Below are 14,482 nucleotides of genomic sequence, written 5' to 3'. Positions count from 1 at the left end.
ACATGGATAATAGGATACAGAGTAAACCAATACCGACAAATTGGATGCAGCAAATTAACCAACTATTCGACCTTTGTTTTAACCATACAAATGCCAGCATTGCGGTTATTGATCTTCAAAACCACATTTTGCAGGTAAACAAAGCGTATGAACAAATGTACGGTTGGACGAATGATGAAGTTTATAGTAAGTGTCTAAAGACGGTTCCCCTATACGAAGTAGATCGAGTAAGAAATGTCCATTCACATGTGATTCTTAATGATCAAGCAGAGTGTTATGAAACGCATAAGCTTCGTAAAAACGGCGATTCTTTTTTTGCTAGTATGACCATTTCCCCACTAAAGGACAATGAAGGGCGTATATTTGCGCTGGTCGAAGTAGCTAGAGACATTTCCAATCGTAAAATGGAAGATGTGAAACTGAAAGAGAGCGAAGAACGCTATCGTAACTTGGTTGAACACTCACCAGAGCCCATTATTGTCTACAGCGACTCAGTTATCGTTTATGCAAATCCAGCCGCATTACGGCTAGTAGGCGCTGAAAGTGAAAATCAGCTTCGAGGGAAGTTAGCCTTAGCGTTTATTCATCCGGATGAAAGAAACGAGCTTCAAGACCAGATTGAACATCTAATAAAAGCAGAGAAGCCTACAGAAATTATTGAAAAGAAATTGGTAAGGCTCGATAATCAACTGATCAATGTCGAAATCAGAGCGGTTCTAGTTGAATATTTAGGCAAACCGTCGGTCCAACTGCTGTGCAGAGATATTACGCATAAAAAAGTGATGGAAACTATCGTTCGCGAACGAGACGAAGAATATAGGCGCATGATTAAATTGCTGCCGGAGCCGATCGTTGTGCATCAGGAAGGAATTATTTGTTATATCAACGATATCGGGCTCAGGCTATTAGGGGCAATAACGCAGAATGAAGTGATAGGTAAAAGTCTTACGGCATTCATACATCCCGATTTCCATGAGATTTTCAAAGAAAGAGTCAAATCCGTTGAGCTCGTAGATAAATATATACCGTTTATTGAACTGAATCTGTTAGGTCTGCACGGGGAACGCATCGCTATCGAGGCTTCATCTGTCGTTCTGCATAACTATCTGGAACGTCCTGTAATCCAGACGGTTCTAAGGGATATCACCGAACGCAAAACTGCGGAAGAGATGCTGCTTCAATCGGAGAAGCTCTCCGTTGTCGGACAGTTAGCAGCAGGAATCGCGCATGAGATTCGAAATCCGCTGACTTCGCTTGTTGGTTTTTTGAAGCTTATTAAGTGCGCTCCTACCAAAAAGATAGCCGAATACACAGACATCATGTTGGTTGAATTAAATCGAATCAACAGCATCGTGAACGAGTTCATGCTTATTTCGAAGCCGCAAAGAAGTAGGTTCGAAGATAAAAACATCTGTGACATTATCGAGAATGTAGTCTCTCTGCTTCAGCCCCAAGCGCTCCTGCATAATGTCGAGATTCAATTCGATAGCAGGAATGAAGACGTATATATGGTTAAAAGCGATGAGGGCCAGTTGAAGCAGGTATTCATTAATCTGTTGAAAAATTCCGTAGAGGCCATGCCTGGTGGCGGAATTATTGATATTGTTATTCAGCGTCTTGGACATAAGAAAATGTCAATTAAGCTCAAAGACAATGGAATTGGAATTGCTGAGGAGCTTATTCCTAGACTGGGTGATCCCTTTTTTACAACAAAAGAAGAAGGAACTGGGCTCGGAATGATGGTTTGTTATCGGATTATCGAAGCGCACCAAGGAAGTATGAAGGTTCAAAGCAAGTTGGGAGTAGGGACTATGATTGATATCGAGCTCCCTTTTGTGCTATAAAAAGAGTACTTTCAACGTCTTTTTCATTTGAAATAATATTTCACAATTTCTTCAAAGCATGTCGACAAAGTTTTACAAACTTCTGAGGAATCATGATTTATAATAAAGAAACTAACGATACTGAACAGAAGTGGTGTGAATTGTCGAGATGGAACTAATCCTACAGAAAATTGAAGCACTTCGCATGAAGATGATAGAGGAAGCCGAACGTCACGGCTGTTTTACCCATGAAAAGGTCGTTGCGATTAGCCAACAATTGGATGAATATATTATCCGGTACTACGTGCTGAAATAAACAATCAGCAGGTTGACGATGAGACATCGCGGTGATAATATGGGATTAATCCAAGTGATTAACTTGGTTTAAGTAAAGCAGTTTGACCGACCGTAGAAAACGGAGGCAATCCTTTGATGGATTGTCCTTTTTTTTTATTAACTAACAGACAGGGAGATGTGGAAATGAGTATTGGACAAAGACGACTAGGCAGATCAGGGTTGCGCGTATCGGAAGTAAGTTTAGGCACGATGGCTTTCGGCAGATGGATCGGGGAAAAGGAATCTGCAGAAGTGCTGGATACTGCGCTTGATTCGGGGATTACCCTTATTGATACAGCTGATGTGTACGGCTCTGGAATGGACAAGGATAATCCGCTTGAAACTGGTGAGTCCGAAACGATTCTCGGCAACTTGCTGGGCGCTCGCCGTCATGAAATCGTGCTTGCAACCAAAGTTCACGGCCGTGTTGGACTAGGCCCGAACGATGCTGGTCAGAGCCGATACCATATCTACCGTGCTGTTGAAAATAGTCTTAAACGGCTGAAAACGGACTACATTGACTTATACCAAGTACATAGATTCGACGAACAAACGCCGCTCGAAGAAACTTTGCGAGCGCTTGACGACCTCGTTCGTCAAGGGAAAGTTCGCTACATTGGCGCCTCGAACTATGCGGCATGGCAGATCGCCAAAGCTCATGGCATATCTGCGCTGCAGCGGCTTGAACGCTTCGAAAGCGTCCAGCCAGAATACAGCTTGATTGCACGCGGAATCGAACAGGAGCTGCTGCCGTTCGCCATCTCCGAGGGCGTAGGCGTTATCGTGTACAGTCCACTGGGGCGTGGTCTTCTGACTGGGAAATACGCCTATGGTCAGCAAGCGCCGGCAGGAACTCGTGGCGCAGCGAATGAGAAACGGCTGCAAGCGCTGCTGGAGCAAGAGCGGCATTTCCACCTTGTGGAGCAGCTGAAGCCAATCGCAGCGCGCAAAGGTTGGACACTTGCTCAGTTAGCGCTGAGCTGGGTTCTTAGCGTGCAGGGAGTTACATCTGCGATTCTTGGTGTGTCCAAGCCGCATCATATCACAGACATTTTGCCAACAGTTGCTGAGAAGTTGACGCTGGAAGAGCTGAAAGAGCTCGATGCGGTGACGAGAAGCACACAAGCGGATTTGGTTCGGAATTAAGTCATGACGGCTGGAGGCATGTTGCTCCTCACCTGTGTAGGTGAGGAGTGTAACCAAACGGCATAGGTAATAGAGGGCTGCTCCTGGAAGATTATCTTCTGAGGGAGCGGCCTTTTTTGATTTTTTTGGAGTCGAGTAGTTCACTTTTCGGTGTACTTCACTCTCATGACTTTGTGGGGAACTATGATCCTTTATTTCCTGGATAATCCATATCTCCCTCGTCTATAGGGATCTACGATCCGCTATTTGACCGGGATTCACTCGAAAACGCGTATCGTGAGACAAATAAAGCCCTACAGTTCCCCTGCACAGAGGAAACAGCTCGATTTTCGCCAAATAGCGGACTCCAGTTCCTTTGAGTACTGCCTAAGTAGAGCCTTAGCGGAATTTTCGCTAGGTTTTCTAGAATTTATTCTAGGTTAGTAGGGTGGAGGCTGGCTGCACAGGAAGGGGGGAGGGATTGGGCAGTTTGATCCGTCAGCCCCTTTTTTGCACTCACTCTACGAATAACACAAGTGTACCTAAAAAAAACGCCACAGAAACAGGAAAATATTAACTATAATGAACATTGTTAAGCGCTTACACGGAAATAAACGTTAGTATTCAAACGTGAAAGGAGGTCGCATTTCGAGTTAAGCCGTCTGTTCACTCCAAGCATGCCTTACGCCTGTTTATCTGAATTAACAGCAATGCGCTCGGCTTCGAACACTAAATTCTAATCATTGACTAGGAGGATTATTATGCGAAAAAAAATGCTAAAACCGATTCATTACTTAGTCATGCTTTCCTTGTTGTTATCTTCTGCGTTCATTTTTAGCAATGTTACCTCGGTAACAGCAGCATCCATTGCGATCACTAACCCTGGCTTCGAAAGTGATGCAACAGGGTGGACGAAAGTCGGTTCCGCTGCTATCTCCACAAGCGATCATCACAGTGGTACGCGTTCGGCCAAATCCACAGCTAACGGTGGCGGATACAAGCAAACCATATCCGGTCTTACAGCAAACACCAGCTACACGCTGAAGGCCTGGATTCTCGGTCAAGGCGCCATTGGCGCTAACACCTTTGGTGGCAGTGAAGTTACGTCAGGTGGTACTACATCAGCCTGGACGCAATTTACCGTCAACTTTACGACAGGGGCGACGAATACCAGCGCTGTGATTTTTACTAGAAGCACCGGCTCTTCGGACGTGCGCTTTGATGATTTTACCCTTGACAGCGGCACCAGCTCAACACCAACTCCAACTCCTACTGCAACGCCAACATCCACACCAACACCGACGCCACCTACAACACCGACACTTCCATCTGATGTCCTATATCTGAAAAATTGGAAAATCACTTTACCAATCCCGAAGCAATCCGGCTCCACAAGTCCACTGGAGGTTGTACAGCCAGCGTTAAATACGTATTCGATTGATCCTTGGTTCAAAGTCGTACACGACGCGGATGGCTATGCTGTTCAGTTCCGTGCTAACCATGGCGCTGTGTCAACGTCCGGGTCCAGCAACCCAAGAAGCGAGCTGCGCGAGATGAAGGATAATTATACATCGGGAGACTCCAGCAATCAGATGGCCTGGGGCAGCAATGACGGGAAAACGCATACGATGTACATTAAGCAAAAAGTGACTCACCTGACACAGGTTAAACCGCAAACGGTCGTTGGCCAAATCCACGATGTCGATGATGATGTGACCGTCTTCCGTGTCGAAGGCAATAATCCTGGCGGCGTTTCCACAACAGCAAAAATTTACATTACAGACGGGGACAACACGCATGGCTATTTGCTCGATAGCAACTATACGCTTGGAACTTTATTTACGGTTAAAATCATAGTAGCAAACGGTGTAATTTCCTATGAATACAATGGTCAAACTGTGCCATACACGCAAACGAAAAATGTAACCGGATGTTTCTTCAAAATTGGAAACTACACGCAGTCCAATGATTCAACTGCACCTGGCGAAAGCCCTGACGCCTATGCGGAGAACTGGGTGTACGACTACTCAGTCACACATCAATAAGCTGCTATAAGAGTTACTGATCTGGTGTGTCTTTAAAAAGCGTAGCGCAAAATTGACTAAGACTCATACCTGTTTTCCGCTTAAAAATCTTACCGAATGCATGGATATTCGTATAGCCGACCCTGTTTGCGATTTCGCCAAAGGATTGGCCGGACTGGAGCGCGAGTTCCTTGGCTTTTTCCAATCGCACCCAGACCAAGTATTGCCCAGGTGACATGCCGAATGCGCTGCGGAACTGCGTAATGATGTAGTTACGGCTCCAGCCGGTTAGCTTCTCTAGATCTTGATGCGTAAAGCCAACTTGCAAATGGTTGGAGATGTAGTTACGAATAAGAATGAGCTTCGCTTTGTTAGCATCTTCTTTTTTTGAAGTGCTGACGGCGAGCTCTTTTTTTTGTTTGTTCATCTGAAGCAGAACTTGTGTCAGCAGGCTTTGACATAGAAAATGGTCTGTTACCTCCGGCATTCGGTAATGATGTACGAGTTCAGTCAGCTTATGCTCGATAGTGTGATTTTGGTAATTCCCCATATAATGTGGACCGATTTCATTGGAAGCATCTATGACTTGGTGGATGGGAAAACCGGTGTCGCCGAAATGAAAAACTATCGAGATGCACACATAAGGCTCGTTCTGCCGAGTGGTGATGTAATGGGGCTCTGTAGGTCTATGAAATATCAAATCACCACGTTCTGTCACATAATCGTGCCCGCTAATATGATAGTCTGCGACTCCCTCAACGACATACTGCAGTTGATATTGCTTCAACGAGCGTGGTTTCAATTTCCACCCGTTAGGGGCATGAAACATATGGGCAAGCGTAATATACGGTGGGAAGTAATACTGTTTCAACTGCTCGAGCGTTTCGCTCGGCTCCATGAAATAAAGCTTATTCGTCATCGTTCGCCTCCGTATGATCCGTCCAAATGCTTGATTCCATTATACAAATTTATGGGAATCAACCATAGTGTGATTTTGGTAACCATTTTGTTACTTTGGGATAAATACTTCCGTGGGGCTGGTCTGTACAATGAAAGCATATTCATCAAGGAGGGGGAGACACTCAGCGATGTCTTCAGGCAATGGAAGAAGAGATTACAGCCTTACAGGCAAGGAGAACCAGCGTGCCCAAGATAGAGGGCTCGTGACCACAGAATGGTACACATCGCCTATTCCTCGTCAGAGGATGAAGGAGCTAATGAAGCGTAAAGATGGGCCAGCGATACGGGATACAATTATTTTATTCGTGCTTCTTATAGCTGCTGGAATCCTTGCGTATTACTCGTGGGGAACTTGGTGGGCTGTTCCAGCATTCTTCATCTATGGCACGTTATATGCATCTCCGGGAGATTCGCGTTGGCATGAATGCGGCCATGGGACGGCTTTCAAGACACCTTGGATGAATGAAGTAGTGTATCAGATTGCTTCCTTCATGGTACTGCGCTCTGCTACACCTTGGCGTTGGAGTCATACGCGTCACCATAGTGATACGTATATTGTGGGGCGTGATCCCGAGATTTTTATGGAAAGACCACCGATCTGGCGCATTCTTATTATGGAGATTCTTCATCTCTATGGCGGACCAAAGGAAATAAAGCGATTTTTCCTGCACTGTCTAGGGAAAGTGGATAGCACGGAAAATGAATACATTCCCCAGTCAGAACGTCCCAAAACGTACCTGGAAGCACGTATTTACTTGCTTATTTTAGCAGCTGTTATCGGGCTTTCGATTTATCAAATGAGTTTCCTGCCGCTAATGTTCATTGGTCTGCCGACCTTCTACGGTACATTGCTGATGCTGTTATTTGGATTATCGCAGCACTTGGGGCTGCATGAAGATGTGCTGGATCATCGTTTGAATACTCGTACGGTGTATCTGAATCCATTGTTTAGGTTTCTATACTGGAATATGAATTATCACGTTGAGCATCACATGTTTCCGATGGTGCCCTATCATGCACTTCCTGCGCTGCATAAAGACATGCAGGCAGATTGTCCTAAGCCATGCAGTAGTCTGGGCGCTGCGTTGAAAGAAGTGATGATTGCACTGGTGAAACAAGGGAAAGATCCGTCGTATACGATTGTTAAGCCCCTGCCCAGCACAGCGCGACCTTATTACTATGGACCAGCGAAGATGCCTGAAGCCAAAGATACGAAAAGCACGGAGACTAACCCTGCGATGAGTGGAGGAATGACGCATGGCGCCTGATGAGTGGATTGAAGCATGCAGAGCAGATGAGATTGAACGGGAAGACGTAGTCCGTTTTGATTATAGCGATCGATCCTTCGCTATTTACCGAACAGATAGAAATGACTACTACGCGACGGATGGTTATTGTACACATGGGAAGTTCCATTTGTCAGAAGGGCTTGTCATGGGAAATATAATTGAATGCCCGAAGCATAATGGGAGATTTGATGTGACTACTGGTCAAGCGAAGCGGGCGCCGGTTTGTGTGGATTTGAGAACCTATCCAGTGAAGATTGAAGCTGGGAAAGTTTTCATTAAGCCCTAAAATTGCAGCCACGGGGAGGATGAATGTGGGAGATAGGCATGTAGCGAACGTTCAAACAGGAACGTATAAAGGATGCAGCTCGCTTACCATTGAAAATGAGCAGCTCAAAATAGAACTTGTCCCACAGCTTGGCGGGAAGCTGGTTTCAATGATCTATAAGCCAACTGGCAAGCAATGGCTGCTGGATTCAGGTACGCGTCCTCTTGAGCAGCCGGCGTTTGGCTCAACTTTCACGGATTGGGACATGAGCGGATGGGACGAATGTTTTCCAACGATTATTGCCTGTCCCTCCGGTGTGGATGAACATATACGACTGCCGGATCATGGCGAGCTTTGGTCTCTTCCTGGAAGCTGCAAGGTCGAAAAGGGAACGGTTGACTGTACGATTGAAAGTCCGCAGCTGCCCTACCGATTTTCAAGACGACTATCATTGATTGGCGCAAACAAAGTTAAGCTGGCGTATCGCGCCGAGAATGATGGCGATAAAGCCCTCCCTTTCCTATGGGTACCACATCCCCAGTTTGCAATTACAGAACGGACGCGTTTACTTCTCCCAGATGCCATGGAGCGTATGATGTGTGTTTATGGAGGTAAAAAGCTTACGCACGGCGATTCCTATCCATGGCAGGATGTCTGTAGGCTGTCACCAGAAATAACTGGAGATGCACGCAAGTTTTATTACGAAGGGAAAGCAATCGCTGGATGGTCGGGTCTGTATGAAGAAGAAAGCGGCAATTATTTCGTGATGTCTGTATCGACGGACAAGGTTCCCTATATCGGCATCTGGATCGACGAAGGAATGATCAATGATCGTGTTACCTGCGCCCTGGAGCCAAGCATTGGTTATTACGATTCACTTGAGAAAGCTATAAGCAATGGGACGGCGCAGGTCATTCCGGCTAAAGGTTCTTTTGAATGGGAAATGGAGCTTTCACTTGGTGTGGGCGATTGGTCAAAAGCTGTTTAAATGCCTACAGAAGGCTTAAACGTTAGGTGGTTACAACTTTGTTGCGATAAGCTGTATACTTCACTGGGCTTGTCTAATATAATGGAAATGGATGGAATGAATGATTAGTTGAGCTGGATAATTCCGAAGTTTTGAAAGCGTTTCCCCTATGCAAAAAATGAGAATGGATCACGGATGTTTGATCGACGAAAGTGACATTTCAATTTGGGAGGAATTCGAAGATGGCAGGAAACCGAGCGGTCGTGTACAACAAACCAGGGAGTGTAGAAATCCGGGATACGGATTTTCCGGATCTTATTTTACGCGATGGTCCAGGCGTGAATCCATTAAACGTGGGACGTAAATGCGAGCATGGCGTCATTCTTAAAGTTGTTACGACGAACATTTGCGGCAGCGACCAGCACATGGTCAGGGGGAGAACGACGGCGCCCTCGGGTCTTATTTTGGGACATGAAATCACCGGAGAAGTTATTGAAGTTGGTCGTGATGTGGAGTTTATCCAAAAAGGGGATTTAGTCTCCGTTCCCTTCAATATTGCCTGTGGACGCTGCCGCAACTGCAAAGAGCGCCATACGAATGTATGCCTGAATGTGAATCCGGATCGTCCAGGATCGGCCTATGGTTATGTCGATATGGGCGGCTGGGTAGGTGGGCAGTCCGAATATGTCATGGTGCCGTACGCGGACTTTCAATTACTGAAATTTCCGGACAAAGCACAAGCGATGGAGAAAATTCTGGATCTAACGATGTTATCCGATATTTTCCCAACGGGCTATCACGGTGCAGTTAGCGCTGGTGTACGTCCAGGCTCGACGGTTTACGTTGCCGGAGCAGGTCCAGTCGGACTGGCTGCAGCGCATTCTGCACAACTGCTGGGCGCAGCGGTCGTTATTGTTGGTGATTTGAACGCAGAGCGGCTCGCTCAAGCGAAAAGCTTTGGCTGCGAGACCGTCAATTTGCGTGAGCACGCTAATTTGGCAGAGCAGATCGAGCAAATTTTGGGGACACCGGAAGTGGATTGCGCGATTGACTGCGTCGGCTTCGAAGCTCATGGACATGGGAAGGCGCACGGTGAGGCGCCAGCGACTGTGCTTAACTCCATCATGGAAGTTACGCGCGCGGGTGGCAGTCTGGGTATTCCAGGGTTGTATGTGACCGGCGATCCTGGAGCTGTGGACGAGGATTCCAAAATTGGTACGCTAAAAATCCGATTCGGGTTGGGCTGGGCCAAATCCCATACGTTCGTCACTGGCCAAACGCCAGTTATGAAATATCATCGCGACTTGATGATGTCAATTCTCAGCGGCAGAGCGCAAATCGCGAAAGCGGTGAACGCGACGAAAATTTCCTTAGAGGAAGCGCCTAACGCGTACCAGGAATTTGATCGTGGTGTTTCGCGGAAATTCGTGATTGATCCGCATGGGCTTGTGAAATAGAGGTTTGGTTGAAGACATTCTCAGTCGATGGACTGGGGATGTCTTTTTGCGTTGAGCGGCGCGTAGCGAGTAGCGAGTAGGAGCAAAAACGTAGCGAGATTTCCGCTAAGCGTTTCTCCGGAGGAACAGGAATCCTCTATTTCGAGGAAATTGAGCTATTTCCTATCTGAGCGGAACTCCAGGCTCTTATTCGGCCATGAAGGCGCGTGTTTGGGCTGAAAGCGGCGAATTAGCGGACCATAGTTCCCCGTGTAGGTGGAAATAGGCTTTTTCACCGGAGATAGCGGCCTGTAGTTCCCACTGAGAGAGCTGTCATAAGCGCCACAGGCCTACTTTCGATAAAGCATGCAGGTTTAAGCATGCCTGCATCGAAGTATTTAACTGATGAAGTTGCATCCTATGGACACGGAGGTAAGCAAATGAATACGTTAAAAGAACCACTGACGAACAAAGGCCGCAATGTAAGGAGTATCCTGGAAGTCGTCGATATCCAAACGGGTGAGCGAACACAGCTAGCCTATTACGATTACCTAATCGAGGCTCCGAATTGGACAAGTGACGGTAACCGACTCATTTATAATAGCTTGGGCAGTCTCTATTCCTTTGATATTTTGGAAAGTGAAAGCACGCTAATCGATTCGGGGTATGTCAATCACTGCAATAACGATCACGTGCTGTCGCCCGATCAAACACAAATTGCGGTAAGTCATCACACGCAGGAAGACGGCCAGTCCCGTATCTATATCGTCCCGCTCGAAGAGGGGCATCCTGTTCTCGTTACCCCAATGGCACCGAGTTATCTGCACGGCTGGTCACCAGACGGCAGTGAGCTAGCCTATTGCGCAGAACGGAACGGACACTATGATATTTATACAATCCCAGCAGCAGGTGGTGTAGAGAAACAGCTAACGGATAGTCCTGGTCTGAATGACGGACCTGAATATTCCCCGGATGGCAAGCATATCTGGTTTAATTCTGTGCGATCTGGCCTGATGCAGGTATGGCGCATGAACGTAGATGGCAGCGAGCAGACGCAGATGACCTTTGAGGAAAGCAACAACTGGTTTCCGCATGTGTCCCCAGATGGTGAGCTTGTAGCGTATATTGCTTACAAAAAAGGCGATGTTGAACCCGGTGACCATCCCCCGAACAAATATGTAGAAATACGATTGATGCCAAGCGGTGGTGGCGAAGCTAGAACATTAGTTAAACTGTTTGGCGGTCAAGGCACGATTAACGTAAACTCATGGTCGCCGGATAGCAGCAAGCTGGCTTTTGTTAGCTACTCCTTGATTTCACCCTGATTCGGTACAACCAGAATCCAACGATTCCAGTGATCACGATACTGAAAATGCTATCAGGACTAGGCATCATCAGGAAAGAATAGCCAGCTCGAATCTCGATAAAGTTCTTTAAGATTAAGGTATCAATGAAAGCATTACCCATGGTATGCATAAGTACGGCTGGCCAGACGCTATTCGTCAACAGCCGTATTTCGCCGTATACGACGGACAAGAGAACAACGCCAAGCACCAGACGCGGTAAAAAAGTAACCATATGTTCTGTCGTATCGATAAAAAGAAATAGGTAAGGGAAATGCCACACGGCCCAAATGAGGCCGATATAACTATGAGAGAGCAGCTTATTCCAGCCAAGCGCATACACTTCTGGCGCTAAATAACCTCTCCATGCCAACTCTTCAAATATATTTTTGATGAAGCTGGGCAGGATTGCCATCCCAAAAGCAGAGAGGAATAGGGGAGTTAAAGGGGTTGTATCAATCAGCCCATCATGACCAATTAGCAGAATCAAGAGCGCGCAGCAGGGTGAGAATAGGGCACTGACCAAGTATAGGTGAACATTTTTCCTAAAATGAAATCGAATACCAATGTCCTGCCAACCATCTCCTCCAAACGTACGCAGTAACATCATCGTCAGAAGTGGAGTGACAATCCAGAGGAGCTGCCCCAGGCTGCCATTGGCATCCCTACCCACCTGTAAATCGACAAGCCGACCCACCCATCCGCAGCAGACCGCAAGAATTGAAAAAAGCAGGATGTTCCTGATCCGTCTATCGTAAATTAGTTTCATCATCGCTTCTCCTTGCACACAAGATAAGGCTTATCCCCTCAAAATGAACGAATGAAAACCTATGAAACCCGAATACATATATGTAAAAAACTTATTTCAGCATGACAAGGAATAGACTTTTTTTTGATTCGAAAATGAAGCTGGAAAATAATTGTTGAAGCATTTGAAATCCTGTAGTAATATCAAATTAAGCGCTTAACCTTATCAGGGATTAAGTGCTTAAAACAGGAGAGATTAAGCGCTTAATCCCTCGGGATAGCAAAGGAGATCGAGATACCCATGAGCACAATCCGCTTAACGATGGCGCAGGCCTTGCTTCGATTCTTGGACAATCAATACCTATCAGTTGATGGTAATGAGCAGAAGTTTGTTGAAGGTGTTTTCGGAATTTTTGGACATGGCAACGTGACGGGCATTGGTGAAGCGTTGGAACGAAGCGCGGGCAGTCTTATCTATAGGCAGGGTAAAAATGAGCAAGGTATGGTGCATTCTGCAATCGCTTTCGCCAAACAGCGGAATCGGCAGCAAATTTATGCCTGCACCAGCTCGATTGGCCCAGGTGCATTGAATATGGTCACAGCTGCTGCGACAGCGACGGTTAATCGCATTCCGGTGCTGCTGCTGCCAGGAGACAATTTTGCCTCCAGACAACCAGATCCTGTGCTGCAGCAATTAGAATCCATTCAAGATTATACGATATCGGCTACAGACGCTTTCAAAACGGTAAGCAAGTACTGGGACCGGATCGTCAGACCGGAACAGCTGATGACAGCGGCCGTTCAGGCAATTCGTGTACTAACGGATCCAGCCGAGACTGGAGCAGTAACTTTAGCTCTGCCACAGGATGTACAGGCAGAGGCTTATGATTATCCTTTAGCTTTCTTCGATAAGAAAGTCCATTATATCGACCGTCGGCCAGCCGCAGAAGGCGCGGTCAAACGTGCAGCGGAGCTGCTGAGAGGCAAGCGCAAGCCGCTCATCATCGCCGGCGGCGGCGTGCTGTACGCTTCCGCATCACAGGAGCTTGCTGCGTTTGCCGAAGCCTTTGGCATTCCCGTGGCCGAAACGCAAGCCGGCAAAAGCGCCTTGCCTTGGAACCATCCGCTGCAAGTTGGCGCAATCGGCGTCACTGGCTCGCTGGCGGCCAACAGGCTTGCGCAAGGGGCGGACGTCATCATCGGCGTCGGTACACGGTATTCCGATTTTACGACAGCTTCAAAGTCGGCATTTGCTCATCCTGACGTGCAATTCGTAAACATTAACATCAGTGGATTCGATTCTGTGAAATTAAATGGCGTTGGAATTACCGCAGATGCGAGAGAAGGTCTTATCGCCTTGCAGGAAGCGCTTACAACATCAGATTATAGCACCGCCTATGTAAGCGGGGAAATTGACGGTCTTAGACAGCAATGGACCGCTGAAGTGGACCGTTTATACGCCGCACAGCATGAGGCTGGACTAGCACAAACTCGTGCGTTAGGTGTCATTAACGCAGAGATTGATCCATCCTCCGTCATCGTCTGTGCTGCTGGCAGTCTGCCAGGTGATTTGCACCGATTATGGCGGCCTACTGAGCCCAAAACCTATCACATGGAGTACGGCTTCTCCTGTATGGGGTACGAAATTGCCGGAGCATTCGGCGCTGCACTGGCAGAACCGGAGCGCGACGTTTACGCCATGGTAGGCGACGGCAGTTACCTGATGATGCATTCCGAGATGGTCACCAGCCTGCAAGAAGGACGCAAAATTACCGTATTGCTGTTTGACAACCACGGCTTTCAATGCATTCATAACCTCCAAAGAAGCCAAGGCAGTGATGGCTTCGGGAATGAATTCCGTTACCGCACGGAAGCAACAGGTGGTTTGACGGGAGCCTATATGCCGATTGATTTTGCCGCACATGCTCGCAGCTTGGGGGCTAAAGCTTATAAGGCGAATACGGCAGAAGAGCTTCAGATAGCGCTGCAGCAAGCCAAACAGGAGAGTGTAACTACACTCATTGAAATTGCTGTTGTTCCAGGCACGAATACCGATGGTTATGAATCCTGGTGGAATGTCGGCGTACCCGAGGTGTCCGTCTCAAGTAAGGTTGTGCAAGCGCACGAAAATATGAAGGCCCGCATTCAGGCGGTCACCATTATTTAG

At 47.1% G+C, this 14,482-nt stretch carries 12 protein-coding genes; 10 read left to right on the top strand and 2 right to left on the bottom strand.

Annotation, left to right across the window (positions count from 1 at the left end):
• Positions 1 to 2 precede the first annotated feature (2 nt).
• From GQF01_RS08455 to GQF01_RS08440, 4 genes are all read left to right on the top strand, one after another.
• Entirely contained in the window at positions 3 to 1,844 is a 1,842-nt protein-coding gene (locus GQF01_RS08455; protein ID WP_202556126.1) for a PAS domain-containing sensor histidine kinase, read from the top strand.
• 148 nt (positions 1,845 to 1,992) lie between these two features.
• On the top strand, positions 1,993 to 2,139 hold the full coding sequence (locus GQF01_RS08450) for an aspartyl-phosphate phosphatase Spo0E family protein (RefSeq protein ID WP_161406332.1): 147 nt from the start codon (positions 1,993 to 1,995) through the stop codon (positions 2,137 to 2,139).
• A 164-nt stretch (positions 2,140 to 2,303) separates the two neighbouring features.
• Positions 2,304 to 3,305 carry an aldo/keto reductase gene (locus GQF01_RS08445; protein ID WP_161406331.1) on the top strand — a complete coding sequence of 334 codons (1,002 nt, stop codon included), beginning with the start codon at positions 2,304 to 2,306 and terminating at the stop codon, positions 3,303 to 3,305.
• Positions 3,306 to 4,045: 740 nt separating this feature from the next.
• Positions 4,046 to 5,329, top strand: a complete 1,284-nt coding sequence (locus GQF01_RS08440) for a polysaccharide lyase family 7 protein (RefSeq protein WP_161406330.1) — start codon at positions 4,046 to 4,048, stop codon at positions 5,327 to 5,329.
• A gap of 13 nt (positions 5,330 to 5,342) precedes the next feature.
• Here the strand turns inward: GQF01_RS08440 and GQF01_RS08435 are convergent, their stop codons facing one another.
• Positions 5,343 to 6,227 carry a helix-turn-helix domain-containing protein gene (locus GQF01_RS08435; RefSeq protein ID WP_161406329.1) on the bottom strand — a complete coding sequence of 295 codons (885 nt, stop codon included), beginning with the start codon at positions 6,225 to 6,227 and terminating at the stop codon, positions 5,343 to 5,345.
• A gap of 169 nt (positions 6,228 to 6,396) precedes the next feature.
• Here GQF01_RS08435 and GQF01_RS08430 point away from each other — a divergent pair, with 169 nt between their 5' ends.
• From GQF01_RS08430 to GQF01_RS08410, 5 genes are all read left to right on the top strand, one after another.
• Positions 6,397 to 7,536, top strand: a complete 1,140-nt coding sequence (locus GQF01_RS08430; RefSeq protein ID WP_161406328.1) for a fatty acid desaturase family protein — start codon at positions 6,397 to 6,399, stop codon at positions 7,534 to 7,536.
• Complete coding sequence (locus tag GQF01_RS08425) at positions 7,526 to 7,843, top strand: MocE family 2Fe-2S type ferredoxin (RefSeq protein ID WP_161406327.1); 318 nt, start codon at positions 7,526 to 7,528, stop codon at positions 7,841 to 7,843. The genes GQF01_RS08430 and GQF01_RS08425 overlap by 11 nt, the downstream gene beginning before the upstream one ends.
• A 25-nt stretch (positions 7,844 to 7,868) precedes the next feature.
• Complete coding sequence (locus tag GQF01_RS08420; protein ID WP_161406326.1) at positions 7,869 to 8,810, top strand: hypothetical protein; 942 nt, start codon at positions 7,869 to 7,871, stop codon at positions 8,808 to 8,810.
• A gap of 221 nt (positions 8,811 to 9,031) precedes the next feature.
• Positions 9,032 to 10,246: a formaldehyde dehydrogenase, glutathione-independent gene (gene fdhA, locus GQF01_RS08415; RefSeq protein WP_161406325.1), complete on the top strand. Its 1,215-nt coding sequence runs from the start codon at positions 9,032 to 9,034 to the stop codon at positions 10,244 to 10,246.
• Positions 10,247 to 10,665: 419 nt separating this feature from the next.
• Entirely contained in the window at positions 10,666 to 11,550 is an 885-nt protein-coding gene (locus tag GQF01_RS08410; RefSeq protein WP_161406324.1) for a TolB family protein, read from the top strand.
• Here the strand turns inward: GQF01_RS08410 and GQF01_RS08405 are convergent.
• Complete coding sequence (locus GQF01_RS08405; protein WP_161406323.1) at positions 11,525 to 12,337, bottom strand: CPBP family intramembrane glutamic endopeptidase; 813 nt, start codon at positions 12,335 to 12,337, stop codon at positions 11,525 to 11,527. The genes GQF01_RS08410 and GQF01_RS08405 overlap by 26 nt on opposite strands.
• A gap of 279 nt (positions 12,338 to 12,616) precedes the next feature.
• On the opposite strand from GQF01_RS08405, the gene iolD reads away from it, so the two are divergent.
• Positions 12,617 to 14,482, top strand: coding sequence for a 3D-(3,5/4)-trihydroxycyclohexane-1,2-dione acylhydrolase (decyclizing) (gene iolD, locus GQF01_RS08400; RefSeq protein WP_161406322.1), 1,866 nt, complete (start codon positions 12,617 to 12,619; stop codon positions 14,480 to 14,482).

Origin of the sequence: Paenibacillus silvestris (genome assembly GCF_009882985.1) — a bacterium.
Taxonomy (GTDB): domain Bacteria; phylum Bacillota; class Bacilli; order Paenibacillales; family NBRC-103111; genus Paenibacillus_E; species Paenibacillus_E silvestris.
The sequence above is the reverse complement of the archived record's forward strand: the minus strand, read 5'-3'. Positions and strand labels throughout refer to the sequence as shown.

Coding starts and splice junctions, on each gene's coding strand:
- GQF01_RS08405 (WP_161406323.1), bottom strand. CDS start 12,337: ATGAAACTAATTTACGATAGACGGATCAGGAACATCCTGCTTTTTTCA.
- iolD (WP_161406322.1), top strand. CDS start 12,617: ATGAGCACAATCCGCTTAACGATGGCGCAGGCCTTGCTTCGATTCTTG.
- fdhA (WP_161406325.1), top strand. CDS start 9,032: ATGGCAGGAAACCGAGCGGTCGTGTACAACAAACCAGGGAGTGTAGAA.
- GQF01_RS08425 (WP_161406327.1), top strand. CDS start 7,526: ATGGCGCCTGATGAGTGGATTGAAGCATGCAGAGCAGATGAGATTGAA.
- GQF01_RS08440 (WP_161406330.1), top strand. CDS start 4,046: ATGCGAAAAAAAATGCTAAAACCGATTCATTACTTAGTCATGCTTTCC.
- GQF01_RS08450 (WP_161406332.1), top strand. CDS start 1,993: ATGGAACTAATCCTACAGAAAATTGAAGCACTTCGCATGAAGATGATA.
- GQF01_RS08430 (WP_161406328.1), top strand. CDS start 6,397: ATGTCTTCAGGCAATGGAAGAAGAGATTACAGCCTTACAGGCAAGGAG.
- GQF01_RS08455 (WP_202556126.1), top strand. CDS start 3: ATGGATAATAGGATACAGAGTAAACCAATACCGACAAATTGGATGCAG.
- GQF01_RS08445 (WP_161406331.1), top strand. CDS start 2,304: ATGAGTATTGGACAAAGACGACTAGGCAGATCAGGGTTGCGCGTATCG.
- GQF01_RS08410 (WP_161406324.1), top strand. CDS start 10,666: ATGAATACGTTAAAAGAACCACTGACGAACAAAGGCCGCAATGTAAGG.
- GQF01_RS08435 (WP_161406329.1), bottom strand. CDS start 6,227: ATGACGAATAAGCTTTATTTCATGGAGCCGAGCGAAACGCTCGAGCAG.